Here is a 24,781-nt window from a genome sequence, read left to right as displayed (position 1 = left end):
TCTCCCATCGCCGGGCCGTGGCCGAGGTCGGGCCGGAGTTCGGACATGCACTCCATGCGGTCACGCGACAACTCGGCCACCGCGGTGAAGTTGACACGAGCATCTCAAAGCGTCATGTGCGTTATGAGTGCACAAGTCTCTACCGGGGATTGCTGCACCGTGCGGTCCGTCCCAAGAACTCCGCGACAACGGCGCGCCATCGGCCCATCAAGACGACCGCGGAGATCGCCGCGACCGTTCGGTGCGATGGCGACAATCGCCCCAACCATGCCGTTGACGTCGCCGCCCCCTTCCAGCTTCCGAAAGCGGATCTTCCGATCGAGGCCTATGTACTGGGGGCATGGCTCGGAGACGGGAGTAGCTGGTCTGGCAGCCTGACGTGCTTCGATGAGGAGATCCTTGCGGAGATCGAAGCGGCCGGACAACCGGTCAAGCGGCGCCTCACCCCGGGGCAGTTCGGTCTTCCGGGGCTCACTCGCAAGATCAAGGATGCGGGGCTGTGGCGGAACAAGCACATCCCGGCCCCTTATCTGCGGGCGTCTGAGGAGCAGCGGCGGGCGTTGCTGGCGGGGATGCTCGACACCGACGGGTACGTGTCGAAGATTGGGCAGGTGCAGCTCGCGTTCGTCAACAAGCGGCTGGCCGAGGGTGCCCACGAGCTGATCCTCAGCCTCGGCTACCGCGTGACGATGACGACCAAGCAGGTCAAAGGCCGGTCCCCCGAGACCTCGATTTATTATCGAATGAATTTCACGCCCGCGGAGACGGTGTTCCGGCTGCCGCGTAAGGCGGCGCGGCAGCGTGCGGTCGTCGACCCGAAGGCGCGGGTGCGGTACATCGTGGACGTGCGGCCGGTGAAGAGCGTGCCGGTGCGGTGCGTCCAGGTCGACAACGCCGACCACATGTACCTGGCCGGACGGTCCTGCATCCCGACGCACAATTCCACGCTCGCGCTCGACTTCGCCCGAGCGGCGTCCATCAAGCATGGTCTGGCCTCGGCGTTCTTCAGTCTGGAGATGGGCCGCAACGAGATCACGATGAGGCTGCTGTCGGCGGAGGCGCGGGTGGCGCTGCACGCGATGCGCTCGGGGACCATGCAGGACGAGGACTGGACGCGCCTCGCCCGGCGGATGAGCGAGGTCGCCGAAGCACCGCTGTTCATCGACGATTCGCCGAACATGTCGATGATGGAGATCCGGGCCAAGTGCCGTCGGCTCAAGCAGCAGCACGACCTGCGTTTGGTGATCATCGACTATCTGCAGCTGATGACGTCCGGAAAGCGCGTCGAGAGCCGCCAGGTCGAGGTGTCGGAGTTCTCCCGTTCGCTGAAGCTGCTGGCCAAGGAGCTGGGCGTCCCGGTCATCGCGCTGTCGCAGCTCAACCGCGGTCCCGAACAGCGGACGGACAAGAAGCCCATGGTGTCCGACCTGCGCGAGTCCGGGTCAATTGAACAAGATGCCGACATGGTGATCCTGCTGCACCGGGAGGACGCCTACGAGAAGGAGTCGCCGCGGGCGGGCGAGGCCGACCTGATCGTCGCCAAGCACCGCAACGGCCCCACCGCCACCGTCACCGTCGCCTTCCAGGGCCACTACAGCCGTTTCGTCGACATGGCCCAATAGCCTCCCGAGTCCACGACCGGCCTTCGCTCGCGATGCCGCGAAAGTGCTGGGCGGGCGCGAATCGGGGATCTCCGGTGCGGGCTTCCTCCATACCGGGTTGGGAAGGGGTGGGTGTGGTGGCTTCAGGGGGTGTTGAGAGGCCCGCGGCCACGGGTGGACATGGCCGTGGGCCCGGACCCGCTGGACTTCGACGGGTGGGTGTCGACCGCGGGTCAGCTTCTGGTCGATCGCGCGTTGCTGGTCACGGATGTCAGGTCACGGCGTAGGCGCAACGTGCGCCGCTTCTCAAGGGAGGCGTCGTGCCCAGGCAGATGGTCGCCTGTACGGTGCCGCCGCGCTGTCCTTTGGAATTGTTGACGCTTGCGCGCAGCGTCTCACAACCGGACGCGGCCTGGGCCTGGGCGGGAACGACGGACGCGAAGGCGATGAGGGCGGCGGCGGTGCCCGTCAGCATCGCCGCGGTCCGCCGGATTCGCGGTTTCATTTCTACGCTCCTTTTTCAGAACAGATCACGCGATTGTCGGCCGGCTCGCGGGCGGTCAGTCACCGATCCTGGCGGTCACCCAGGTGCTACAGGTGTTGATCGGTGCGGAACAGACCCTCAGCGTGATCCTCCCGTTCTCCCGCATGTCGTAGTTGCAGGTCTTGTCCACCTGCGGGAGGGTCACGCGGCAGGTTCCCGAGCGGCCGTAGTCCGTGGACCATTCGACCCAGCTGGCGGTGCCCTGGTAATGCGACACCCATACTTTGTCGCCGTACGAGATGAAACCGCCTCTGGCATAACTGTTGTAGACGACGACGTCTTCAGCGTAAGCGGCCGGGGCGGCCGCGAATGGGACGGCGAACGCGGCGACGGCGCCAACGACGGCGGCGACGGATCGATATTTCATGAACGCTCCGGTGTCTTTCGACGGGCGCCTTGCCCGCCAATCGCAGCATTCCCGGCCGCGAGCGTCATGTCCTTGCCTATGCGTCGCGGCCGCTTGCCGATCCGTCCAAGATCTTTCCGTGTCGGTGCAGGAGCCGGTACTCCTTCGGGGGCATGCCGAAGGAGGCGCGGAAGGTCCGGCTGAAGTGGGCGGCGTTGCGGAACCCCAGCGGGCGGCGATGGCGTGGACGGTGACGTGCCGGAGCGCCGGGTCGATGAGGTCGCGACGGCAGCGGGTCAGCCGCCGTTCCCGGATCCAGGCCGCCACGGTGACGTCCTGGCAGCTGAAGAGGCGGTGCAGCCTGCTCAGCGACAGGTGATGGGCCGCGGCGATCGTGGTGGGCGTCAGGTGGGGGTCGGACAGGTGCGCTTCGATGAAGGCCTGGATCTGGGCGATCATGATCCGGTTCCCGGCCTCGGTCGGGACCGCCCGCTGGGCTTCGAGGTGGTGCGCGCACAGGGCCGTGATGAGGTCGGTCCCGATCCCCGCCAGCCGGGCCGCGTCGGCACGGGTGTGGCCGTGGCCGCTGCTGAGGTCGGTGAAGCACTGCGTCAGAAGCCTGATGACCGTTTCCGCCCCGTGCAGATGCGTGCCCAGCAGCGGATTCAGTGCCTCTCTGGTAAAGGGAAGGAGGCTGGGGTCGATCTGCGCCATGACGATGGTGGAACGGCTGTCGGGACGCCTGTCGTCGCCCGTATGCATGATCCCGTGAAAGGGGCGGGAGGAGTCGAACAGGATGAGTTCGCGGGGCCCGAAAACGGCCTGCCCGTCGGCCTGGGAGAAAGTTTGCGCCCCGTTCAGGCTGAAGACCAGCGACAGCATTTCGGGATCACACTGCGCGATGAGTTTTCTGGACCGGTAGACATGCGACAGAGGCAACGTCAGTCGGGACACCTGTAAGGTGCCGAAGTTCAGAATACGACCGGCGACGCGATAGTCGGTCGTGGCGTCGCTGCGGACGACGACCGGAACCAGCGCCTGCCGGTTGATCTCCTCGAACCAGGAGAACCGTTCCGAGGCGGGAAGATGCTCGGTGGAAACCTCCATCTCGATCACCTGAAGAACCTCGCGAGACGCCCGTTGGCGAGGCGGGTCAAGCCGCCGGACCGGCCGAACTTCCGGCGGGATGAACCGCGTGTGATTCCCAGGGACCTGAAGAGGTCCGCCGAATCGTCAAATGCGGTGACGGCGAGCTCTTCCGTCCATCCGTCGGAGAGGACCGCTTCGCCTGATTGAGGGTCGTAGGCCTGGAGCCCTGTTACCGTCTGGATGATCTCGCACACAGCATGGATTCGCCTGAGCAGACTCAGGGCCGCGTCCCCTTCGCTCCAGTAGGGCACGGAGAGAGACCATTCGCCAGAGATGCAGTACACCTGCAACGCCATCGCCTCGTGGATGATCTCCCAGGCGGGCGGATCCTCCATAACCGAGATATCGCCCAGTAGCTCACGCACCTTGGCGACGACCAGATCCCAGTGCGGTGGGCGAGTGAGGACGTCCGGGCCGGCAGACCGTTCCTCCAGGGCGTCCATGGCGTCTTCCCAAGACTGGCCAGGCTCCGGATCCAGGAAATTAATGGCATAGCTCACGGACACAATCTAGAGGTAGCATACGTCAACCGAGTACGGCACAAGGCCAATGTCAGAAAAGCCATCACGTGCGACTACAAGGTGTCACCAAGTTCGATGACGCTCATCACGTGTTCGATTCGGTGTAGACCTCGAAGCCGTACATTGACAGACCCTTGCCGCAGCCCGAGCACCTGGGGCCGCCATGCAGGATCTCGGTGACCAGGGAACGCGAGGCCAGTTGGCGAACTCGGTGACGTCGTCCTCGCTGGTGAAGCACCGGACGGTGGTGTGGGGTGTCGCGCGGGGGGGCATCAGAACACTCGTCGTGGCGGTGTTGCGGTTACGCTGCGGGCATGCCTGACCAGGAACGCCGTGCCACGGTCGAGGACGTTCACGAGCTGGCACTGGGCATGCCTCACGTGACCGTCGAGCACGGGAAGAGCGGAAATCCCGTCTACCAGGTCGGCGGGAAGTCGTTCGTGTTCTTCCGTACTCCGCGTCCCGATGCCGTCGATCCCGACACCGGGGAGCGCTACCCGGACGTGATCGTGTTCTGGGTGCCGTCCGAGTCCGACAAGCTGGCGCTGGTTCAGGATCAAGCGTCGCCGTTCTTTACGACGCCGCACTTCGACGGGCATCGATCCGTGTTGCTGCGCGGGAGCCGGGTCGGCGAGATCACGTTGCGGGAGCTGACGGAGATCGTCCAGGACGCCTGGCTGTCCCAGGCGTCGCGCCGGAGGGCGACGGACTGGCTCGACGCTCACTCCTGAGGACGGCTCGGCGCCTCGTCCGGGACGGCGACGCCGGAAAGTGTCGGACCCTGTTCGTAGTGTTCCAATCAGCAGTACGAACAGGGGGGCAACAAATGACGATCGTCGTGACCACTCCGACCGGACATGTCGGGTCCCGCGTGGTCAGATTGCTGTTGCAGGCAGGGGTGCGGCCGCGGCTGCTGGTCCGTGACCCGGCGCGGCTCGACGCCGAGATCCGGGAGCGCGCCGACGTACGGCGTGGTGATCTGACCGACGCCGCGTTCGTCCGGGAGGCGACGTCCGGTGCGCGGACGGTGTTCTGGGTCGATCCGACACCGCACACGTCCGAGGAGCCGATCGAGACGTCCGAGCGAACGGCCGGGCCTCTGATCGAGGCGGCTCGGGCCGGGGACGTCCAGCGGGTCGTGCTGCTGAGCAGCGTCGGCGCCGAGAAACGCCACGGGGTCGGGCATATCGACGGCCTCGCCAGGATCGAGGAGGGCCTCGACGCCACCGGCGCCGACACGCTTCACCTGCGCTGCGGCTACTTCTTCACCAACCTCTTCATGGACCTGGACGGCCTGGCCTCCGGCGTGCTGACCACGTCGTTCCGGCCCGACAGACCCATGGCGTGGGTCGATCCACGCGATGTCGGCGACGTCGTCGCCGCCCGTCTCCTCAGCGACACGTGGCGCGGGCACCAGGTGCAGGGCGTCCACGGGCCGGAGGACCTCTCGTTCGAGCAGGTCGCGCGGATTCTCACCGAGGTGCTGGGCAGGCCGGTCGACCTGAACGTGATCGGCGACGACGACGTCCGTGCCGCGCTGCGGTCGGCGGGCATGGCGCCCGGCACCGTGGAGGGCATCGTCGGCATGTCCGCCGGGACGCGCGACCTGACGCCCGAACAGCCGCGCGACGTGCTGACCACAACCCCCAGCACCCTCGCGGCCTGGGCCTACACGCACCTACGCCCAGCCCTCCACAAACCATGACCTAGAACCACCACAGCGCCCGCACCCCCACCACAACCCGCCACAGCGTCACACGCCCAAGTCACGCCGCCGCTACGGATCACCAAGTCGCAGCGGTCATCACGACCACCGTGCTGTGGTCGGTCACGACCGCTGTGCTGTGGTCGGTCACGACCGCTGTGGCGGGACGGGGGGTTGCGGGCCGCTGTGTTGTGGTCGTCGTTGGTGTGGTGGTTGGGCTGGGGTCAGGTTAGGAGGGTGTCTACTTCGGCGTCGTAGAGGAGGGCGGGGTCGAAGCCCATGCCGGTGAAGTGTCCGGCCAGTTCCAGGGAGAGGACGCCGTGTACGCGCGTCCAGAAGATCAGGGCGCGGTGTGTGACCGGGCCGGGGCGGTGTCCCGCTCGGAAGGTGAGGCCGTCCAGGTGCTCGTCGAAGGGGGTTCGGTCCGCGGGGACAGGGGGGACGGCGTCGAGCATGACCGCCATCAGCTCGGCGGCGATCTTGGTCGTGTCGGGCGGTGCGTGATAACCGGGGACGGGGGTCCCGTAGAGGAGGAGGTAGCGGTGCGGGGCCTCCAGGGCCCAGCGGCGCACGGTGCGGGCGAGGGCCGCGAGGTCGGTGCCGCCCTCGGCGGTCGCGCGGAAGGCGTCGGCCAGGCTGCGGTAGGCGTCGGTGATCAGTTCGGTGATCAGTTCGTCGCGGTTGGCGAAGTAGCGGTACAGGGCCGGGCCGCTCATCCCCATCCGCTTGGCGATCGCGTTGAGGGACAGCGCGGAGGCGCCCGCCGTGGCGATCTGCTCCCAGGCGCGGTCCTTGATCTCCGTGCGCACCTGTGCCCGGTACCGCTCGCGGGGGGACGTCGCGATCTCCGCCATGTCACCGCCTCTTCCGTCATTCATCGCCGTCACCACTGACGATAAGTCCATCCGACCGGCGCCCGGGGCCTCGTCCTTGACGGCGGCGCCCGAGTCCGCAACTCTAGTTATAGCTTCTAACTTTTGCGATAGCTTATCGCGTCAGGTTCAGCGACGAAGGGTGTGCGACATGACCAGAGCCAGCCGACGCGCGATGTGGACGCTCGCCGTCGCGGTCGCCGCGGGGGCGACGATGATCACGCCCGCGCTCGCCGCGCCCGGTGGCGGCGACGGGCCGTCCGGCGGCATCGCGTGGCGGGACTGCACCGACGCCGAGTTCACGGGCATGCGGTGCGGGACGATCAGGGTGCCCGTCGACTGGTCGAGGCCGCGCGGCCCGCGCGTCGAGTTGGCCACGGTCAGCCGTCCGGCCGACGACCCGGCGCACCGCGTCGGCACGCTGATGCTCAACAATGGTGCCGGACGATCGGCGATCGAGCAGCTCAGGCTGGCGATGCGCTCCGGGCTCCCGAACATCGCCGGGGACATGGCGAAGCGGTTCGACCTCGTCGCGCTCGACCCGCGCGGCGTCGGGCACAGCGCGCCCGTCCAGTGTTCCGAACCGCTGAGGCCGGAGGGTGTCAGCTATTTCGCGAAGGACCGGCGGGCGTTCCAGCGGCTCGTGTCCCATAACCGCGCCTTCGCCCGCGACTGCGTCCGCCACAACGGCCAGGTGACGGCGAATGTCGACGCCGTCAGTACCGCCCGCGACTTCGAGGCGGTTCGGAAGGCGCTCGGGGAACGGCAGCTCAACTGGTACGGCATCCTCGAAAGCACCGTGCTCGGACGCACCTACGCCGACCTGTTCCCCGGCAGGTTGCGCACCATGGTCCTCGACACCGCGCTCGATGACACCCACGGCACCCTCGGCCGGATCTTCAACGAGGCGGCCGCGGCGGAGCAGGCGTTCGACCGATTCGCCGCCTGGTGCACCGGTTCGCCGGACTGTGCGCTGCATGGTCGTGATGTCGGCGCGGAGTACGACGCGCTCGTCGCCCGCGCCGACCACGATCCCATTCCGGTGGCGGACGGCTCGCACCGTCCGGTGACGGGCGAGGACATTCGCGTCGTCACGCAGAACTACCTGAACATCTCGTTCATCCAGTGGCCCAAGCTGGCGGAGGCCATCGCCAAGGCGCGGGCGGGCGACGCCGTCGGGTTCGCCGTCGAGCCCGACCGGACGTTCGACCGCGTCCAGGCGCAGGCCCAGGCGTGCCTCGACATGGCCCGTCCGGCCCGGACGTTCCAGCAGGTCACGCGGGTGCGCAAGCGTCTCGCCGCAATCTCCCCGCACCTCGGCGGCGCCGTCAGCTCCTGGACGGCCTACGCCGGGTGCATCGGGTCGCCGATCCGTCCCAAGCCGGTGGACGCGGGCGGACGAGTCCACGGCGCGCCGCCCGCGCTGGTCGTCCAGTCCACGCACCAGGCGATGGCCCTGCACTCGGAGGGCCGCGCCCTCGCCGCGCAGCTCCCCGGCAGCGTCGTGCTCAGCCGGGAGGGTGACGAGTACAGCATGTTCCTCATGTCCAAGTGTGTCCGGGACGCCACCAACCGGTACCTGACCGACCGCGTCCTGCCGAAGCCGGGCACGATCTGCACGGACTGACCGCCGCCGTCGTGCCGCGTCCCGCGTCCCGCGCCCCGAAAGGGCGCGGCCCAAAGACGATCAAGGGTTGACTGATCGTCGAACCCGATTCACGCTTGGCGCAACTGACCGGTCAGTCTCCCGTCCCCCTCATTCATCAGGAGACCGGATGCTGTCGCGGGTGACATCCCGCGCGGCGGCCGCCCTGGTAGCCCTCGTCATGCTCGTCGGCGTGCCTCTGCACGTCGACGCCCTTGGCGCGGGCTCCTCGGTGCGACGCAACGCGCACGCCAAGACCATTCCGACACCCCAGAACTACTTCGGCTTCGCCATGGGCACGACCGGCAAGCTCGCCGCGTTCGACAGGATCGAGCAGTACTTCCGACTCGTCGCCGACCGTTCCGACCGGGTGACTTACGAGGTCGCGGACAAGACGACGATGGGCAACGACTATCCCGTCCTTTTCGTCAGCTCCCCGCGCAATCTGCGCAACCTCAAGCAGATCGTGCGTGACAACCAGCGGCTCGCCGACCCGCGCGGGATCTCCGAGCAGGAGGCCCGGCGGCTGTCGGAGCGGAGCAAGCCGGTGTACCTCATCGAGGGCAGCCTGCACTCCACCGAGGTCGGCAACACGCAGGCGCTGGTGGACATCGTGCACCGGTTCGCCACCGAGGACTCCGACTACACCGACACCGTGCTCGACAACGCGGTGCTGCTGATCATCCCGTCCGGCAACCCGGACGGACAGCACCTCGTCGTCGACCACTTCAACAAGACCGCGGGCACCAACTACGACCGCGTGTACCCAGACCTCTACCACCGTTACGTCGGACACGACGACAACCGCGACTGGTTCATGTTCACCCAGCGGGAGACCCGTACGCGGGTCAGGTTGGAGCAGACGTACCGTCCGGTCGTCGCGCACTACATGCACCAGTCCGGACCCGTCGGGCCCCGGCTGTGGACGCCGCCGTACGACGAGCCGCTCGGCAGCGGAGTCGACCCGATCACGCTCCAGTCGGCGACGTCGCAGGGCCAGCAGGCGGCGCGGGCGCTGACCGCCGAGGGCAAGAAGGGCGTCGGCACCGACGACGCCTACGGCATCTTCTGGAACGCCGACGTCATGGCCTTCTCCACGTTCCTCGGCACGTCGCTCTACCTGACGGAGATCGCCACCGCCAAGGACCTTGCCTACCCGTACACCTCGTCCGACGGCAAACCGCTCGGCCCGCAGGACCGGACGATGCGGATGCTCCAGCCCTACGACAAGAACACCTGGACGCTGGAACAGATCGTCGCGTACGCCGAGACCGCCGCCTACGCGGGGATCGAGAACGTCGCGAAGAACCCCGAGTCGTGGCTGTTCAACAACCTGTACCAGACGTCGCGCAACGGCGTGGCGCTGCCGGACGTCGAGCCGGGCACGCCGTATGCCTACGTGATCCCGGCCGGGCAGCGCGACCCGTTCGCGGTCCTGGAGATGATGCGGATCTTCGAGTTCGGACGGGTGGAGATCGAGCAGGCGCTGGCGCCGTTCGCCGCGGGCGGCAAGAGCTACCCCGCGGGCTCGTACGTCCTGCACACCCGGCAGCCGCTCGGCCGCTGGGTCGACCAGCTCCTCAAGATCGACAAGTATCCGGAGAAGGCGGCGCGCAAGTGCGCCCAGTGCCCGCTGATCATGCCGTACAGCGAGACGACGGACAACGTCGCCCTGCTGCTCGGCGTGGACGTCGACCCGATCGAGCAGCCGTTCGGCGCGGCCCTTCGGCGGGTCGACCAGGTACGGCCGCAGTCGACGCGGATGCCCGCGCCGCCCGGTGAGGGCGGCGCCTACCTCGTCGGTCCCCAGTCGTACGGCGTGGCGCACCTTCTGTCCCGGTTGCAGAAGGCGAACGTGCCGACCTTCCGGGCGGCCAAGAAGTTCAGGGAGTCCGGACGGGCGTTCGCACCCGGAACGATCATCGTCCCGGCGAGCCCGCAGGCCCGGCAGGTGTTGCAGGACGTCTCGGCCGCCACCGGCCTGCGCGTCTTCGGGACGGACGTCCCGCCCAGGGTCGAGGGCTTCGACCTCAAGCCCGGTACCAGGGTCGGCCTGATCCGCGGGGCGAACAACATGCCCGGCGGTTGGATGATGTGGATGTTCGACCAGTACGGCATCAACTACAAGGTGGTCTCCGCCGACGACTACGACGACCTGGCCGGGAAGTACGACACGATCGTGCTCTCCGACGGCGTCTCAAAGAACACCATCGTCAAGGGCCTGGACCCGGAGAAGAACCCGCCCGAGTTCCGGTGGGCGCGGGGCGTCGGCCACGAGGGCTGGACGAAACTCGCGGACTACGTCTCCGGCGGCGGCAACCTGGTCGCGATCGGCGGCGCGTCCGAGACCGCCCGGCAACTCCTCAAGCTGCCGATCGACAACGCCGCCCCGTCCGACCCGGCGAAGCTCAACGCGCCCGGGACACTGCTGCGCGCCACCTACGACCCGGACGTCCCGGCCGCCTGGGGCATGCCGGACAAGGCCGCCGTCTGGTTCAACCGCGACGCGGCCTACAAGATCACCGGCGACGCGCAGGTGGCGTCGAAGTACCCCGATGACGGCGACCTGCTGGTCAGCGGCTACGCACACGGCACCTCAACCCTGAACGGCCTGGCCAACGTGGCGACGTTCGACATCGGCAAGGGCCACGCCACGATCGCGGGCAGCGAGATCACCTTCCGCGACTGGCCCCGCCAGACCTGGCCCATCGTCATCAACTCGATCTACCAGGGCCCCTCAACCCCAACAAAGAACTAACCCAGATCGCGGTCGGCGGGCCGCCCCAGCCCGCCGACCGCGACACCCTCCCGGCCCCCGCCCGCGCCACCACGCACCCCAAACCGCCCACACTCCCGTCCGCTCCATGGCTTCTACTGCGGTGGATCTAGTCGTAGGACGGCTGTGTGGTGGACGTGGCGCTTGATCTCCTCGATAGGGGCGTCTGGGGCGAAGGGCAGTTCGGGGTCGTGGTGGCCGGACGCCGACAGGTAGATGGCGAGGACCCGTGCCGCCTGGTCGCCTTCCACCAGGACGGGGCGGCGTTCGGTGTCGTTGCCGCCGGGGGCGTCGCGTTCGATACGGCAGCGTTCGGCGGCCAGCAGGTTGCGAACCCAGTCGCGGGCGCGCGTCGACGAGCAGACGTACAGATGGCCGTCGACGGTGGTGACGTTCACGCCGAACGGTCGTGGCATCCCGCTGCGGCGTCCCACGACGTCGATCACCCGCGGCACTGGCTGACCCTCCTGGTAGGGCGGTGGCTCCTGCGCGCGGAGTTGCTCGATCATCGCCTGGGCCGCCGCTAGCCGGTCGGCGGGAGCGGGGGCGGGAGCTGGGGCGTCGTCCATGGTGCACCTCGAAACGGTCCGTTGGTCCATTTTCCGTCCGCTACGATATGGTCCGCTGGTCCATTTCGGCAAGGGGTGTCTGTGGTGAGCGAGCGGGCGGACGTGGTGCGCAACCGAGCCGCGGTGCTGCGGTCCGCTGAGACGCTGTTCGGCCATGAGGACCCGAGTCGCGTGACTCTCGCCCGCATCGCGCAGAGCGCGAATGTCGGTAAGGCCACCGTGCTGCGACACTTCGGGGATGTCAGCGGCGTCGTCGAAGCCGTCCTGGCGCCTAGGGTCAGCGCACTGCGGGACGCCGCGCTCACGGGCGGCCCACCGCTCGGCCCCGGTGCTCCGGCCCGCGAAGGCATGCACGCTTATGCGGACGCGCTGTTCGACTTCGTCCTGGACAACCGCACATTGATCCGCGCCCTTGAGGGCCGTCGGCCGCACGCCTACTACGCGAACCCGGCCAGCCAGTTCTGGATCAGCGAACTCGGCCGCCGGATCCACGCCGCCGACCCCGCCGCCGACGCCGACTACCTCGCCCACGCTGTGTTCACGGCGATGCGCGCCGACGTCATTGACTACCTACGGCTTGAGCAAGGCATGACGACCGACCGAATTCGAGCCGGTCTCCACACGCTGCTCCCCTGACCGAGGCATTGTGAGCCTGAGCGTCGCAGGGCGGCCGTGCGCTCCGCGTCGTTCGCCCAGGACGATCGCTACCGGTGTCATCGTGGGAGCCGTTCGCGGGTCTTCACGCATCGACGATGGTCACGTCGGACGCCAAGGCGCGGGCGGCGTCGGCGAAGTACTGTTCGTCGGCGTCGTGGGTGAGGCCGAGGATTACGCCCTGGCTGAGGCCGACGAACAGTGCCCGGAGCGCGATGACCAGGCGTTGTGCCTGGTGCGAGGTCAGGACGCCCGCGCTGTGTGATCTTTCGGTGAACAGTTCGATCAGGTGGTCCTCGTGTGCCCGGATGGAGGCGGCGAGTCGTGACCGCAGGTCCGGATCGTGTGCGGCCATGTCGAGCAGGGTGATCTGGAGCGTCAGGGCGGCCATCGCGTCGGGAGCGTCACAACTGCGCCGGTAGTAGCGGGCGAAGGCGTCGACCGCTTCGAGCAGATCCAACTCGGCGGGAACCGTCTGCTCGATCTCCTCGTAGTGCGGCCGCAGGTAGTCGGTGACCAGGGCGACCACCAGTCCGCTCTTGCTGCCGAACAGCGAGTAGACCGCGCCCGTGGTCAGGCCGGCCCGCTCGGCGATCTCGTCGAGCTTGGCGCGGTATCCGTCTCGGGACACGACCTGCAACGCGGCGTCCAGCAGGGCGCGCCGGTTGTGCTCCTTGGCCTCCGATCTCGTTCTTCTCATAGTTTGGTTATTCTAGTAATCAAGTTACGGGAACGCGAGTTGAGGCGAGCATCAGGGAGGAAGCTCATGGCCCAGGGACAGGACATGACATCGGCGGCGCCACCCCGCCGGAGGATCGGGATCATCGCTGACGGCGCTACCAAGGTGGTGCTCGCTGCCGTCTACCTCGTCGGCGCTGCCCCGCTCGGCGACCGGCTCGGCGTGTCCGTCTGGCTGATGGTCGCCTCCGGTGCGGCCCTGCTGATCGGAGGTGGGATCGAGGTCAGGCGGCTACGCTCGCGCGTTCGGGTTTCGCGTCGTCCGACAGGGCGGGACGGCGGCGCGGCAGGAAAAGGGTGACGAGGAGTCCCACGGCCATTCCCACCGCCGTCAGCAGGACGACCACGAATTCGCCGTCGGCGGTCGCGGCGCGCAGTTCGTCGCCGGTCGTGCCGTCGGTGCCGATGTCCGCGATGACGGTGAACACCGCTAGTCCGATGGCGTTTCCGATGTTGAGCGCGGTGGAGGCGATGCCGTTCGCGACGCCCTGTTCGTGCGCGGCGGTGCCGGTCGCGGCGGCGATCCACATGCCCGTCCAGACGATGCCCTGTCCGATGCCCGAGACGATCAGTCCGGGCAGCAGTGCCGTGTAGCTCGCGTCCGCGTCGAACCCGAAGGCCAGGCCCACCGTCCCGATGGCGCCGACCACGAAGCCGATCAGCAGGGTCGACCGGATGCCGATCCGGGACGCGAAGCGCTCGCCGAGTTGGGTGCCCGTCGCGATGGCGATGGACGGAACGAGGAAGGCCAACCCGGTCTCCAGCGCGCTGTAGCCATGCACGGTCTGCATCAGCACGGTCAGGAAGTAGGGCAGAACACCGAACGTCGCCATGAAGATGAACGTGGCGGCCGCTCCGACCGTCAGGCTGCGGTTACGGAACAGCCGGAACGGCATCAGCGGATCGGCACTGCGCGACTCGATCACCACGAACACCACGAGCAGCGCCACGGCCAGCACGGCCGCACCGACCACCAGCGGGCTGCCCCAGCCCAACTCGGGCCCTTCGACCAGGGCGAACACCAGCAGGGTGGAGCCTCCCGTGACGGTCAGCGACCCGGGCACGTCGAACTTGCGGCGCTCCGTGCGCGCCGCGTCCCGTGGGATCACCACCAGCGCGGCCAGCGCGACGAGCCCGGCCAGCGGAACGTTGACGTAGAAGACCGCGGACCAGCCGAAGTTCTCGGTGAGCAGGCCGCCGAGCAGCGCGCCGAGGGTCAGCCCGGACGCCCCCGCGCCGCCCCACACGGCCAGTGCCCGGTTGCGCTGCGCCCCTTCCCGGAACAGCGTGTTGATCAGGGACAGCGTGGACGGCAGCAGGAGGGCGCCGCCGATGCCCTGCACCGCCCGCGCGGCGATGATCGTCGCGGGGTTCGTCGCCAAGCCGCCCGCCAACGACGACAGGGCGTAGATCGTCAGGGCCAGGACGAAGATCCGGCGGCGGCCCAACAGGTCGGCGGCCCGGCCGCCGAACAGCAGGAAGCCCCCGGCGAGGACGACGTACGCGCTGACCACCAGCTGCTGGGTCTGTCCGGGGAAGCCGAGGTCGGCGCCGATCTCGGGCAGCGCGACGAACACGATGTTGAGGTCGAGCGCGTAGATGAGCTGGGCCAGTGCCAGCAGGGCCAGCGTCCAGCCGAGCCGCCTACCGGTGACCGGGCTCTGTGCGTCGGACATGCGAGTGCGCCCCCATGGGTTGCGAGGTGTCGACGGGCGGACCCGCCAAAGTATGACTATACGAATACTGACGTACAGTCGTACTGGAAAGCAACTCATTGTTCGACAGTCGCGGTACAGTGCGACTATGAGGTACCGGCACCCCGATCCCGCTCAGATCCGTATCGACGGAGTCCTGTCGGCGCTTGGCCATCCGGTGCGGCTCGCCTCCGTCCGCATCCTGGACGGCGGCGGCGTGCACAACTGCGGAGACATCGTGAAGATCCTGGGAGCCACGTCGAAGTCGACCATGACGCACCACTGGCGGGTGCTGCGCGAGGCCGGGGTGATCTTCCAGGAGCCGTCCGGCCGGGAGAACCTGCTCCGCCTACGCCGCCCGGACCTGGACACCCGCTACCCGGGACTCCTGGACGCCGTCCTGGCGGGGGCCGCAACCGACGACGTCACCGACTGACGCCGACTTCCCGACGACGTCCGACCGATGCCGCCGTCTCGACGACGTCCGACTGACGGGGACGTCCGACCGACGCCCGGTGAGCCGTCCCACCTGCCTGGACGTGGGGTTGTGGATCGTCCGACGGCAGGCCGGACGGGTGTGGCCTATTCGCTGATGTCGCGGTAGGTCCGCAGATCGGCCATCTGACCGTCCTTCATGCGGACGAGCCAGACCAGCCGCGTGCTCGGGTCTTGTGCGGTCTGGCCGACGGTGCCGACCGCGACGACGAGGTCTTCCTCGCCGAGAATGGATTCGATCTCGAACCGCAGGTCGGGCCGGGCGGCACGGAGCTGCTCGACCGCCTCCCGCACGCCGTCCGGTCCGGCCACCTCGGGATGAGCGTGATCGACCCAGTCGGGATGAAGGATCTCGGACGCGATCGAGACGTCCCCGGTGTTCCACATCTCGAAGTACCGCGCGACGATCTGCCGGGGTGAAAGAGCGTCATCGCTGGTCATCAGCACTCATTTTCCATGTCGGAGGGGGGTGTCGGGCCGCGGCGGGCGCCAGCGTCCTTCTCAGGACGTTCGACGAGCCTAGCCCGATCACGGGGCGGACCATGCCCGACCTCCCGAAATGCCTAGGGAACACTGCCCCTCGCGTTACCCGGGGTGCTCGACAGGTGACGGTGCGGGACGCGAACCCGCGCACGCCGAGCGGCCATCACTTTGTTCTTTCTTCCAACCGGTGGTCCGCGACCTCATTTTCAGGGCGAGCTGCCTTGTGGGAAACGCGACGCCCGCCAGCCAGCAGGGCGTAGAGCGCACCGGACGCCGCTATGCCGGTGGCGATCCAGAACGCGAGCGCGAAGCCCGAATCGTCGGGGAGCGACGTACCGGAGATCGTGCGGGACGCCAGAATCGCGGCGGCGAGTTGGCTGCCAACGGCTCCGCCCACCGTCCGGGCCACGGTGTTGATGCCATTGGCCGTGGCGAGGGCGTCCGGTGGGGTGACGTCGTGAATCAGTTTCGGCAGTGCCGCCATGGCGAATCCGAAACCGGTGCCGATCACGGCGTACGCTGCCACGGCCTGCCATTCCCGGGCGTGGAACATCGCCATCGAAGCGCCGCCGACCGCGCTCAGAGCGAGCCCGACCGCAAGCGGGGCACGCGGGCCGAGCACGCCGCTCACTCGTCCGACCGCCGCACTGGCGGGCAGGCCGAGCAGTGTCCCGGGGATCAGGAGCAGCCCGGCCACCGTGACCGACGTCCCGAATCCGTAGTCGACCAGGCGCGCCGCTTTCGGAGGCAGACCCGTCGGCAACTCGGAGAGCTTGGGCACCAGGACATAGAAGACGAACTGGGTAGCGCCCAACAGAAAGGCCCCGACATGGGCACCCGCGATAGGACGACCGAGCAACAGAGCCGGGCTGATCAGCGGATCCGAAACCCGGTGCTCCCACCACAGAAACACCCCGCAGAACAGGACACCGCCCGCGAACAACCCGAGCGCCCGCCCCGAGGACCAGCCCCAGTCCGGTCCTTCGGTCAGCGCCAGCAGCACACTGACCAGGGCCAAGCCCAGCAGCACGGCACCGGCGACGTCCAACGGCGCCGGAGCGGTCGAGCGGCTCTCGGGCACGTACCGCCAGACGGCGACCAGAGCCAGCAGAATCAGAACGCTGCCCGCGACGAACAGCCACCGCCACGAGACGTGATCGACGATCAGGCCCCCGACGACCAGAGCGACACCCGCCGCGCCGCCCACCATGCCCGAGGTGAGGCCCAGTCCGAACGCCACCCGGCGCGGGGGTAGCACGTCCCGGATCAGTCCCAGGGACAGCGGCAGCAACGCGAGGCTGACGCCCTGGACGCCGCGAAAGGCGATGAGCGCGCCGACGTTCCAAGAGGCCGCCGCGCCGATGTTGCCAAGCAGATGCAGCACCAGCGTGACCAGCAGCATCCGCCGTTTGCCGTAACTGTCACCGAGCCTGCTGATGAGCGGGGTGAGCACCGCGCTCGCCAGCAGCGTGGAACTCAGCACGGCCCACGAGGCACCGGCGGCACTCGTGCCGAGTTCGACCTGGAGGACTCCCAGCGTCGGCACCAGCATCGTCTGCACGAGGGAGTAGGACAGGACGGCCAGGATGAGGGCGAGCAGAGCCTTCGTCCCTGACCTGGCGGCGGGAGCCGTCAATGATCACCCCTGGGTCGACGCGGAAGATTTGCGACCAACGTTCGCTAATTCTGGAGCATAGGCATCACACTCCCTCGGCCACAAGCCCGGGGCCCGGTATGGTGCGCGCATGAACGGACGTGCTCCGGGCCGCCCGCCCGTCCTGTCCCGCGCCCGAATCATCACCATCGCGCGGCGCATCGCGGACGACGAGGGGCTTGAGGCGCTGACCGTACGCCGGGTCGCGCAGGCACTCGGCACCGGACAGGCATCCCTGTACCGCCACATCCAGGACCGCGACGAACTGCTACGCCTCCTCGCCGACGATGTGGCAGCCAACCTCCCGCACCTGCCCGCGCACCCCGATCCCCGCGACCAGATCATCGGCCAATGGCTGGACGCCTACGACTACCTGTCCCAACACCGCTGGGCGGCCCGAATAATCGCCGAGGGCGAGCACGTCGCGGACACCGCGGCCCCCTTCACCGACGGCGCCCTGATCGCCCTCGGCGCCCTCGCGGAAACAACCCCCAACGCGGGGGCTGATCTCCGCCGCATCTACCGCGTCCTGTGGCACCTGCTACTCGGCCACGTCCTCAACGTCCACCCCCTAGGCCACACCCACCCAGAAGCCGAAACCACCACGAGCACCCCCCGCGACGACTACGCCTGGGCCCTCCCACGCGTCCTAGACGCCCTACTCAAAACCCCCTGACCAAAGAACCGACCGGACGCCGGGACCCACAACAACGCCAACACCCCGATCATCACCACCCAACCGACCACGATCAGCACGCGCACCTCGACGCGGTCCTCCGACATGAACAACCACGCCCTTGCCCACGAACTGGATCGCGATCAGGCCGCTCAGCAACACCCGGACCCAGTTGCGCGGGCTTCTGAGTAATACGGCTAGCCCGCAGAAGGCGGCGCCCCACACCACGTGAAAAATGTCGGCAAGCACATGCGGCGGATAGACCAGGGCGAATAAGTGGCCCGCAAGCAGGACGAACGTCCCCGCGATCGCCGCCGTCACAGTCCAAGGCACGCTGCTACGCGCGGCCAGCGAAGTCATGAGTCCTCTCGTGATCGCCATGCCGCCCATCACAACGCTAGAACCCCCTCCCCACCCAGACCATGGAGCTATCCCCAGGGAACTCGCCGATCCCGCTGCACCCGCACGCGGTGAGGCCGGTCCACCGCAGGCCCCATGCTGAGTCACCGCGATCTCCAGAGCGGTGACTCGGGGTCAGACCTTGCCTGTCCCGTGGCACCCTGGGCAGTTGCGCTGCTCGGTCTTGTTGTCCACGTTGTAGGTCTGTTTGCCGGTTCCGTTGCACATGGAGCAGTCGACGGGTTTGCTGTGCTTGCCCATTTCAGAGGGTCTCCACCTCGTGTGCCGGTTCGTCCAGCCAGATCCGTGTGCCCGCACGGCTCACGGACAGACCAAAGCGTTCCTTTCCCGGCTGTCCCCAGTTGGTCCACTGGTGGTAGACGGTTGTGATCTCGTTCCATAGGTCGCGGGGGCCCGACTGCTCGACGTCCGCTGTCGCGGAGCCGGGCTGGTGGACGACCAGGGCGCGGGAGTCCTCACTGCGTGCCGCCAAGCGGTAGGAGCCGTCGTCGTTGTCGAAACCGCCGCCCTCCACGCCTGGCATGCGTCCAGCCAAGGCGACGTCGAAACCCTGTCCGGCCTCGGCGATCTCGCGAGGAGCCACCGTGGACCGGGACTTGCGCACGTCTCCCTCCACCAGGCTGGGCGCTCTGCGCTGGCCGCGCAACAGCATGAAGCCGCACGGCTCTCCGACCGTCCCGGAGGCCGTCCCGTCTTCGACGACGGTGAGCTTGACGAGGTTGCCTGTCTTCCAGCCCGGCATCCATGGCAGCACGACCACTCCGCCGGGTCGGGTCTGTTCCACCCAGGCATAGGGGATGTCGGACGCTCCGACAGTGACATGCACTCGGTCGTAGGGGGCCCGCGCGGGCCAGCCCTGCGTCCCGTCCGCGGTGACCACCTGGACGTCGAGCCCGATGGAACGCACATTCGCCGCCGCCCGCGCGGCAACGGCGGCATCGACTTCCACACTGACGACATTGGCGTCGCCGACCTCGTGCGCCAACAGGGCTGCCGTCCACCCGGTGCCCGTTCCGATCTCCAGCACCCGATCGCCAGGACCGGCGTCCAGCAGGTCCAACATCTGGGCGACCAGATGCGGGGCGGACGTCGAGCTGGTGGCGACCGCGCGGGGATCGGCATCGGTCTTCGCCACGAGGTCGACCGCGCCGTCATCGAGCTGAACGCCGATCGCGGTGTCACTGTGCACGACCTCCCACCAGCGCGCCGGGTCCTCTGCCCGATCGATCCACGAACTCGGATCGTCCATAACGGGCCCCACCACGGCAACGTCCGGGACGAAGAGGTGACGCGGCACCTTTTCCAGCAGGAGCTCCCAGCGAGCCGTGGGCTGGACGCCGGGGCCTGTCACGGTTCGACGCCCATGAAGTCGGCGAGGTCAAGCGTCGCCTGAGACGGCATCCTCGGCCGCGCGTCCAGCAACTCCCGGGTGATGTCCCGCGCATACTGCTGATACCGCAACCACGACGGGTGCTCCCGCCGGATCGTGGTCATGATTTCAGTGGCCTTGCCCGAGTCGCCAGTCTGTAGCTTGGCCTGGGCCACGACCAGGCGGTGCCGGTCCCACCCGGAAGTGTTGGTCTTCCCGACATCGCGTGGCGCATTCTGGGCCAGCTCCAGTGCCTTGTCCGGGTGCCCGTCGAGCACTTCGATTTCAGGGCCGAGCAGCGCCGTGGTCAACGGCCCGAACGCGACGTGTCCAGCACAGTCGCCATGCTGACGGCCGAGCCGGGCCCCGGCGGCGTTGGCGGCGTTTACATACCCGCGTGCCTCCTTCGGCCGGTTGTTGCGCGCTGCCGCCGCCGCTGCCCGTAGGAGTAGGTACCCCCAGCCAGACAGCTCGTCCGCCGTCGCATCGCTCATCTTCGGTTCGGCCTGGTCGGCGGTATCGACGCATAGCCGCTCCACCTCGGCGAGGCGGCCCTGTCGCAGCATCGCCCACGCCTGGGCGGACACGGCAGAGGCGGCGAGCGGGGTGTGCCCGATCTCCAGCGCGTCCCGCAACGAGGCGTGCAGAGAGATCAGCGCGAGGTCATGCGCGCGAATCTGGATCAGGTACCGGCCGGCCAGGCCGGTGACGTCGGCGCGCAGCCGGAGGGCCTCGCGGTGCTCGTCGCCGGCGTCATGGGCATCGACGTGGTGATGTGCGGACCGGACCAGGGCGGGCATCAGCACGGCGAGGTCGTCGTAGGCGTCGGCGTGGTACTTGGCCGCTACGGCTGACACGGCGGCGCGGAGCCGACCGAGGTCCGGTTGGTCGGCGTCCGCAGTTCCGTAGAGAGGCTTGCCTCCCATGCCGACGGGTGGGTTGATCGCGGAGCGCATGTCGGCGAGGACCATCTCGTCGACCGCGGCCTCCTTCGGTTCGGGTGAGGATGCCGCGACGAACCACACAGTGGTGACGCCGAGTGCGCGGGCAAGCTGGTGGTAGGTCTCCATTCGACATGTGCCGCCCTGCTCCAGCTTCTTGATGACTGCGAGGGAGAGACCCGCCCGCTCGGCGAGTTCTTCCTGTGTCATTCCGCGTCGACGTCGCAGCTCCCTAACGCGGTCCGAAATGCTACTTTTGTGCACGGGCCCTGCCCCTTTCTGACGGTCTCGACAGCCTCAGAGTAGGTCGCAGGGCCCGCCGCGTCAGGGTCTAGAGACAAACGGCCACGCTCCGTATCCCTTGCAAGGTGGGCGAATCGAAACAGCCGCGCATCATCCCTGTATTCGATCCGTGACTCTGCGTAGCTTCACCGGCAACCCCGCAGCCAGGGAGCCGAAGATGAATGACGCAGATGAAGCACCGTACCCGTCAAAGGCCGAAGTGTTACAAGCCGAGTACGCGCACGAATGGGATATCTGGCGGGAAGTCCGGCCCAACGGACGGCACGGTGACTGGGTCGCCGAGACCCTGCCCGATGTTCCTGACCACCAATTGTTGCGGGCCAAGACCATTGATGGGTTGGCCGCGCAACTGCGCGAGGCCACGTCATGATCGCGGTCACTGATGCGACGGTTCGGCTTGATGTCGCGCCTATTCAGCGGGCTGAGATCCGCGAGTTGGAGCGCCGGTACGGCGTGAGGGCGCGGTTCGGGTTCTTTACGCGGGAGTGGTGGGCGCTGGATGGCGATCGCCTGGTAACGGCCGCGACTCCCGACCGCCTTGGCGAAGCGGTCATGCTGGCGCGCTGGTCGGATGGACGCGGGGCGTCGCCATGAGGCCACGCGGTGACCTGGCCCTGGCGGTGGGGCAGAGCTGATGAATGGTAGGCGCTCACAGATTCTCGGAGGTGATAGCCATGTGCGCTTCGGTCCTTGCCCCGGAGGTTCCGACGATCGTCCTTGAACCGTGTGATCAGGCTCCTCGGTTGGCACGGGGGTTTCTGGCGGAGCGGTTCGTGGAGTGGGGGATCGAGGACGACTACGTCGGGCGGCTTGTCGCCAGTGAGCTGGTCACGAATGCCTGGAGGCATGGGGAAGGGCCCATTGTCGTGCGGGTGTTTCGCGACGGCGGCGCGGTGGTCGTCGAGGTGTGGGATGGCGGAGAGGGGCGGCCGGTCATCAGGTCAGAGGACCTCGACGCCGAGTCCGGGCGAGGGTTGATGCTCATGGCGCAACTGGTGCGGACGTGGGGTTTTCGTCCGCTCAACGAAGGAGGGAAGATCACGTGGGCAAGGTTTTAGCGAACGTCTTGCGGGTGCGACGGGCTGTTCTGAGATGGCGCACCTTGCGGAATACGGACACCGCCATTCGATATCTGGACGCGCTCGTTCCCGAGTTGGAGCGACGCGGGCGGCGCTGTGTGAAGACTTATCACCCGGAGGTCATTCCCGTCCGTGTCCCACTGCTCAGGGTCTATGGCGCCGATCTCGCCATGACTTTGTGTGTGCTGGCCGGGCCCGGTGGCTGGGGGTTCTACGAGGCCCCGCATGGATTGTGTGGGTATCTGCATGACTGCGATGACATCGAAGCTGCGGCCAGGACCGTAGATCACTTTCTCCACGTTCGGTCCGTGCGCGATGAATGAAGACGGCGTCCAGCGGCCTTGATGGGCTGGTGAACGTGCTCGTCGGCGCGGCGGATCGGCTCCATGGCGGGAGAGAGCCGCTTCAGTGCTGGGCGGCTGAGGAGTCGATCTCTTTGATGATCTGGCCGCCGAGTTCGCGTTCGAGGAGCGCCATTCCGCTCGTCTCGGCAGCGGTGTCGTCGGCGTCCGCGTCGCCCTCGGGGTCGACCTCGTCGCTCTCGTCCACGGGTGGTGGGCTGGGCGGTGGCGGTTGTGTCGATTCCGGGTGTGGGGCTGGGCGCTCGTCGCTGTCGCGTGGGGCGGGAGCCGGTGGCGGGGTTGGCGGGGCGGCGGGTTGCGATGGGGATCCGGAACCGAAGCCCGCGGCGGGTTGTGAGGAGCCGAAGCTGGACGACGGGCCGCCGGATGGGCGTCCCGTGTCGGGTCGTTCGCTGCCGCCGCCTCCGCCGACCACGGTGTCGATGCGCCAGTCGACGCCCATCCGCTCCTTGAGGACCGCGCGGAGAACCACATCCCTGTTGCCGCCCACGAAGTTCTTTCTCGCGCCCTCGCCGTCGAAGGAGAGTGTCAGGACATTGCCGTCGACCGAGACGGGACGCACTCCCGAGGCCACCGCCGTCCACGCGACGATGCTCTTCTGCTTCACGGCTTGGACGATGTCCTGCCAGTGTTGCTGGACGGTCGACACGTCCATTCCGCCCCCGCCGCGAGGCTGCGCGGCAGGTGCGTCGGAGGCCGGTCGGCCGCCCGGGGCAGGAGGCCCTTGAGCTGCGGCCCTGTCGTTATCCACAGAAGCCCGTTCGGCCCCCGGAGCGCCGTGGCCAGGGCCGATACTAGAAGTGGGGGGGCCCACCCGGGGTTGTTCTCGGGGTTGCTCTCGCTCCGACCGTCCCGCCTGGCCCGGCCCCGTCTGTCGGGTCTGGTCTGCTTGTTGGGTCTGTGGGGGGTTCGCGTTCTGGGGCGGGGCGCTCTGTGAAGGGGTGGCTGGCCGGGGTGAGGTCGGTGGGACGGGGGTGGACGGCGTTGGGGAGTGATTGCCGCCTGGCGCGGAGGTGCCTTGGGGGGCCTGGCGTTCCAGTTGGTCCAGGCGGGCTAGGACGGAGGACTCGTCCTGGTAGGCCGCGGGGAGGAGGATGCGAGCGCAGATCAGTTCGAGGAGCAGTCGCGGGGACGTGGCGCCGCGCATCTCGGTGAGGCCGGTGTGCAGCAGGTCGGCGGCGCGGGTCAGTTCGCCGGGGCCCAGCGACGACGCCTGGCGCTTCATCTGGTCCAGTTCGTCCGGTGGCGCGTTCAGCAGGCCCGAGCTGGCCGCCTCCGGGACGTTCGACAGGATCACCAGGTCGCGGAGGCGTTCCAGCAGGTCGGCGGCGAAACGGCGCGGGTCCTGGCCGCTTTCGATGACGCGGTCGATGGCGGCGAACACGGCGGCGCCGTCGCGGACCGTGAACGCGGCGATGACCTCGTCCAGGAGCGCCGAGTCGGTGTAGCCGAGCAGCGAGACGGCGCGAGCGTAGGTGATGCCCTGTTCGTCCGAACCGGCCAGGAGCTGGTCCAGGACAGACAGGGTGTCGCGGGCGGAACCGGCGCCCGCGCGGACGGCCAACGGGAGGGCCGACGGCTCGTACGAGACGCCCTCGGCCTTCAGGATCTCCTCGACCAGTTCATGGAGGACGCCGGGCGGGATCAGCCGGAACGGGTAGTGGTGGGTGCGCGACCGGATCGTGCCGATGACCTTCTCGGGCTCGGTGGTCGCGAACACGAACTTCAGGTGCGGCGGCGGCTCCTCGACGAGCTTCAGCAGCGCGTTGAAGCCGCCGCTGGTCACCATGTGCGCCTCGTCGATGATGTACACCTTGAAGCGCGCCGACACCGGGGTGAAGAAGGCCCTTTCCCGCAGGTCGCGGGCGTCGTCGACGCCACCGTGGGACGCGGCGTCGATCTCGATCACGTCGATGTGGCCCGTCCCGGAGGGGCCGAGGGCGACGCAGGAGTCGCATTCGCCGCACGGGTCGGGAGTCGGGCCCTGCTCGCAGTTCAGCGAGCGGGCGAGGATACGGGCGCTTGACGTCTTGCCGCACCCGCGCGGACCGCTGAACAGGTACGCGTGGTTGATCCGGCCGTTGCGCAGCGCCTGTTGCAGAGGCTCGGCGACGTGCTCCTGCCCTTTCAGCTCGGCGAACGTCGCTGGCCGGTACTTGCGGTACAGAGCCAGACTCATCGGGGG

Annotated in this window: 24 protein-coding genes; 11 read left to right on the top strand and 13 right to left on the bottom strand. The window is 68.1% G+C overall.

Annotated features, from left to right (window positions below; all coding sequences use genetic code 11):
• A partial coding sequence (locus ABD808_RS28450; protein ID WP_344902769.1) for a DnaB-like helicase C-terminal domain-containing protein occupies window positions 1–1,622 on the top strand: 1,622 nt, incomplete at its 5' end.
• A 250-nt stretch (window positions 1,623–1,872) separates the two neighbouring features.
• On the opposite strand, the gene ABD808_RS28445 is transcribed toward ABD808_RS28450, so the two are convergent.
• The 3 genes from ABD808_RS28445 to ABD808_RS28435 are packed head-to-tail and all read right to left on the bottom strand — an operon-like array spanning window position 1,873 to window position 4,140.
• Window positions 1,873–2,106, bottom strand: coding sequence for a hypothetical protein (locus tag ABD808_RS28445; RefSeq protein WP_344902766.1), 234 nt, complete (start codon window positions 2,104–2,106; stop codon window positions 1,873–1,875).
• Between the two features lie 55 nt (window positions 2,107–2,161).
• On the bottom strand, window positions 2,162–3,598 hold the full coding sequence (locus ABD808_RS28440) for an AraC-like ligand-binding domain-containing protein (RefSeq protein WP_344902763.1): 1,437 nt from the start codon (window positions 3,596–3,598) through the stop codon (window positions 2,162–2,164).
• Window positions 3,599–3,603: 5 nt separating this feature from the next.
• A complete protein-coding gene (locus ABD808_RS28435) occupies window positions 3,604–4,140 on the bottom strand; it encodes a hypothetical protein (RefSeq protein ID WP_344902760.1) in 537 nt (178 codons plus the stop codon).
• A 335-nt stretch (window positions 4,141–4,475) separates the two neighbouring features.
• Between ABD808_RS28435 and ABD808_RS28430 the strand changes: the two genes are divergently transcribed.
• Window positions 4,476–4,892, top strand: a complete 417-nt coding sequence (locus tag ABD808_RS28430; RefSeq protein ID WP_344902757.1) for an MmcQ/YjbR family DNA-binding protein — start codon at window positions 4,476–4,478, stop codon at window positions 4,890–4,892.
• A 95-nt stretch (window positions 4,893–4,987) separates the two neighbouring features.
• Window positions 4,988–5,866: an NmrA family NAD(P)-binding protein gene (locus ABD808_RS28425; RefSeq protein WP_344902754.1), complete on the top strand. Its 879-nt coding sequence runs from the start codon at window positions 4,988–4,990 to the stop codon at window positions 5,864–5,866.
• A 224-nt stretch (window positions 5,867–6,090) separates the two neighbouring features.
• On the opposite strand, the gene ABD808_RS28420 is transcribed toward ABD808_RS28425, so the two are convergent.
• On the bottom strand, window positions 6,091–6,744 hold the full coding sequence (locus tag ABD808_RS28420; protein WP_344902751.1) for a TetR/AcrR family transcriptional regulator: 654 nt from the start codon (window positions 6,742–6,744) through the stop codon (window positions 6,091–6,093).
• Between the two features lie 145 nt (window positions 6,745–6,889).
• Between ABD808_RS28420 and ABD808_RS28415 the strand changes: the two genes are divergently transcribed.
• Entirely contained in the window at window positions 6,890–8,365 is a 1,476-nt protein-coding gene (locus ABD808_RS28415) for an alpha/beta fold hydrolase (protein ID WP_344902748.1), read from the top strand.
• Window positions 8,366–8,513: 148 nt separating this feature from the next.
• Window positions 8,514–11,141, top strand: a complete 2,628-nt coding sequence (locus ABD808_RS28410) for a M14 family zinc carboxypeptidase (RefSeq protein ID WP_344902745.1) — start codon at window positions 8,514–8,516, stop codon at window positions 11,139–11,141.
• A 113-nt stretch (window positions 11,142–11,254) separates the two neighbouring features.
• Here ABD808_RS28410 and ABD808_RS28405 read toward each other — a convergent pair whose 3' ends face one another.
• Window positions 11,255–11,728: a PNPOx family protein gene (locus tag ABD808_RS28405; protein ID WP_344902742.1), complete on the bottom strand. Its 474-nt coding sequence runs from the start codon at window positions 11,726–11,728 to the stop codon at window positions 11,255–11,257.
• Between the two features lie 84 nt (window positions 11,729–11,812).
• Here ABD808_RS28405 and ABD808_RS28400 point away from each other — a divergent pair, with 84 nt between their 5' ends.
• Entirely contained in the window at window positions 11,813–12,364 is a 552-nt protein-coding gene (locus tag ABD808_RS28400) for a TetR/AcrR family transcriptional regulator (RefSeq protein WP_344902739.1), read from the top strand.
• Between the two features lie 103 nt (window positions 12,365–12,467).
• On the opposite strand, the gene ABD808_RS28395 is transcribed toward ABD808_RS28400, so the two are convergent.
• Together ABD808_RS28395 and ABD808_RS28390 are read right to left on the bottom strand one after the other, a co-directional pair.
• A complete protein-coding gene (locus ABD808_RS28395; protein ID WP_344902736.1) occupies window positions 12,468–13,082 on the bottom strand; it encodes a TetR/AcrR family transcriptional regulator in 615 nt (204 codons plus the stop codon).
• A 262-nt stretch (window positions 13,083–13,344) separates the two neighbouring features.
• Complete coding sequence (locus ABD808_RS28390) at window positions 13,345–14,796, bottom strand: MFS transporter (protein ID WP_344902733.1); 1,452 nt, start codon at window positions 14,794–14,796, stop codon at window positions 13,345–13,347.
• A 127-nt stretch (window positions 14,797–14,923) separates the two neighbouring features.
• Between ABD808_RS28390 and ABD808_RS28385 the strand changes: the two genes are divergently transcribed.
• On the top strand, window positions 14,924–15,250 hold the full coding sequence (locus ABD808_RS28385) for an ArsR/SmtB family transcription factor (RefSeq protein WP_344902730.1): 327 nt from the start codon (window positions 14,924–14,926) through the stop codon (window positions 15,248–15,250).
• A gap of 146 nt (window positions 15,251–15,396) precedes the next feature.
• On the opposite strand, the gene ABD808_RS28380 is transcribed toward ABD808_RS28385, so the two are convergent.
• The gene (locus tag ABD808_RS28380) at window positions 15,397–15,750 is read right to left on the bottom strand and encodes an ester cyclase (protein WP_344902727.1); all 354 of its coding nucleotides are present in this window, start codon (window positions 15,748–15,750) and stop codon (window positions 15,397–15,399) included.
• 205 nt (window positions 15,751–15,955) lie between these two features.
• Window positions 15,956–17,428, bottom strand: a complete 1,473-nt coding sequence (locus tag ABD808_RS28375) for an MFS transporter (RefSeq protein ID WP_344902724.1) — start codon at window positions 17,426–17,428, stop codon at window positions 15,956–15,958.
• Window positions 17,429–17,537: 109 nt separating this feature from the next.
• Between ABD808_RS28375 and ABD808_RS28370 the strand changes: the two genes are divergently transcribed.
• The gene (locus tag ABD808_RS28370) at window positions 17,538–18,122 is read left to right on the top strand and encodes a TetR/AcrR family transcriptional regulator (RefSeq protein ID WP_344902721.1); all 585 of its coding nucleotides are present in this window, start codon (window positions 17,538–17,540) and stop codon (window positions 18,120–18,122) included.
• On the opposite strand, the gene ABD808_RS28365 is transcribed toward ABD808_RS28370, so the two are convergent.
• From ABD808_RS28365 to ABD808_RS28355, 3 genes are all read right to left on the bottom strand, one after another.
• Window positions 18,105–18,482 carry a hypothetical protein gene (locus tag ABD808_RS28365; RefSeq protein WP_344902718.1) on the bottom strand — a complete coding sequence of 126 codons (378 nt, stop codon included), beginning with the start codon at window positions 18,480–18,482 and terminating at the stop codon, window positions 18,105–18,107. The genes ABD808_RS28370 and ABD808_RS28365 overlap by 18 nt on opposite strands.
• 301 nt (window positions 18,483–18,783) lie before the next feature.
• The gene (locus ABD808_RS28360) at window positions 18,784–19,731 is read right to left on the bottom strand and encodes a methyltransferase domain-containing protein (protein WP_344902715.1); all 948 of its coding nucleotides are present in this window, start codon (window positions 19,729–19,731) and stop codon (window positions 18,784–18,786) included.
• A 158-nt stretch (window positions 19,732–19,889) separates the two neighbouring features.
• Entirely contained in the window at window positions 19,890–21,116 is a 1,227-nt protein-coding gene (locus tag ABD808_RS28355) for a helix-turn-helix domain-containing protein (protein WP_344902713.1), read from the bottom strand.
• A 148-nt stretch (window positions 21,117–21,264) separates the two neighbouring features.
• Here ABD808_RS28355 and ABD808_RS28350 point away from each other — a divergent pair, with 148 nt between their 5' ends.
• The 3 genes from ABD808_RS28350 to ABD808_RS28340 all read left to right on the top strand — a co-directional run bounded on the left by ABD808_RS28350 (window position 21,265) and on the right by ABD808_RS28340 (window position 22,213).
• Window positions 21,265–21,525 (top strand): hypothetical protein, encoded by a 261-nt coding sequence (locus tag ABD808_RS28350; protein ID WP_344902711.1) that lies wholly within the window; start codon window positions 21,265–21,267, stop codon window positions 21,523–21,525.
• Window positions 21,522–21,749 (top strand): hypothetical protein, encoded by a 228-nt coding sequence (locus tag ABD808_RS28345; RefSeq protein ID WP_344902708.1) that lies wholly within the window; start codon window positions 21,522–21,524, stop codon window positions 21,747–21,749. Before ABD808_RS28350 ends, ABD808_RS28345 begins: the two co-directional genes overlap by 4 nt.
• 80 nt (window positions 21,750–21,829) lie before the next feature.
• Window positions 21,830–22,213 carry an ATP-binding protein gene (locus ABD808_RS28340; RefSeq protein ID WP_344902705.1) on the top strand — a complete coding sequence of 128 codons (384 nt, stop codon included), beginning with the start codon at window positions 21,830–21,832 and terminating at the stop codon, window positions 22,211–22,213.
• Window positions 22,214–22,639: 426 nt separating this feature from the next.
• Here ABD808_RS28340 and ABD808_RS28335 read toward each other — a convergent pair whose 3' ends face one another.
• A complete protein-coding gene (locus ABD808_RS28335; protein WP_344902702.1) occupies window positions 22,640–24,775 on the bottom strand; it encodes a DNA polymerase III subunit gamma and tau in 2,136 nt (711 codons plus the stop codon).
• Window positions 24,776–24,781 lie beyond the last annotated feature (6 nt).

The sequence above is a fragment of the Actinomadura meridiana genome (assembly GCF_039537545.1).
GTDB lineage: Bacteria > Actinomycetota > Actinomycetes > Streptosporangiales > Streptosporangiaceae > Spirillospora > Spirillospora meridiana.
The sequence above is the reverse complement of the archived record's forward strand: the minus strand, read 5'-3'. Positions and strand labels throughout refer to the sequence as shown.

Coding starts and splice junctions, on each gene's coding strand:
- ABD808_RS28445 (WP_344902766.1), bottom strand. CDS start 2,106: ATGAAACCGCGAATCCGGCGGACCGCGGCGATGCTGACGGGCACCGCC.
- ABD808_RS28440 (WP_344902763.1), bottom strand. CDS start 3,598: ATGGAGGTTTCCACCGAGCATCTTCCCGCCTCGGAACGGTTCTCCTGG.
- ABD808_RS28430 (WP_344902757.1), top strand. CDS start 4,476: ATGCCTGACCAGGAACGCCGTGCCACGGTCGAGGACGTTCACGAGCTG.
- ABD808_RS28425 (WP_344902754.1), top strand. CDS start 4,988: ATGACGATCGTCGTGACCACTCCGACCGGACATGTCGGGTCCCGCGTG.
- ABD808_RS28420 (WP_344902751.1), bottom strand. CDS start 6,744: ATGAATGACGGAAGAGGCGGTGACATGGCGGAGATCGCGACGTCCCCC.
- ABD808_RS28415 (WP_344902748.1), top strand. CDS start 6,890: ATGACCAGAGCCAGCCGACGCGCGATGTGGACGCTCGCCGTCGCGGTC.
- ABD808_RS28410 (WP_344902745.1), top strand. CDS start 8,514: ATGCTGTCGCGGGTGACATCCCGCGCGGCGGCCGCCCTGGTAGCCCTC.
- ABD808_RS28405 (WP_344902742.1), bottom strand. CDS start 11,728: ATGGACGACGCCCCAGCTCCCGCCCCCGCTCCCGCCGACCGGCTAGCG.
- ABD808_RS28395 (WP_344902736.1), bottom strand. CDS start 13,082: ATGAGAAGAACGAGATCGGAGGCCAAGGAGCACAACCGGCGCGCCCTG.
- ABD808_RS28390 (WP_344902733.1), bottom strand. CDS start 14,796: ATGTCCGACGCACAGAGCCCGGTCACCGGTAGGCGGCTCGGCTGGACG.
- ABD808_RS28385 (WP_344902730.1), top strand. CDS start 14,924: ATGAGGTACCGGCACCCCGATCCCGCTCAGATCCGTATCGACGGAGTC.
- ABD808_RS28380 (WP_344902727.1), bottom strand. CDS start 15,750: ATGACCAGCGATGACGCTCTTTCACCCCGGCAGATCGTCGCGCGGTAC.
- ABD808_RS28370 (WP_344902721.1), top strand. CDS start 17,538: ATGAACGGACGTGCTCCGGGCCGCCCGCCCGTCCTGTCCCGCGCCCGA.
- ABD808_RS28365 (WP_344902718.1), bottom strand. CDS start 18,482: ATGACTTCGCTGGCCGCGCGTAGCAGCGTGCCTTGGACTGTGACGGCG.
- ABD808_RS28345 (WP_344902708.1), top strand. CDS start 21,522: ATGATCGCGGTCACTGATGCGACGGTTCGGCTTGATGTCGCGCCTATT.
- ABD808_RS28340 (WP_344902705.1), top strand. CDS start 21,830: ATGTGCGCTTCGGTCCTTGCCCCGGAGGTTCCGACGATCGTCCTTGAA.
- ABD808_RS28335 (WP_344902702.1), bottom strand. CDS start 24,775: ATGAGTCTGGCTCTGTACCGCAAGTACCGGCCAGCGACGTTCGCCGAG.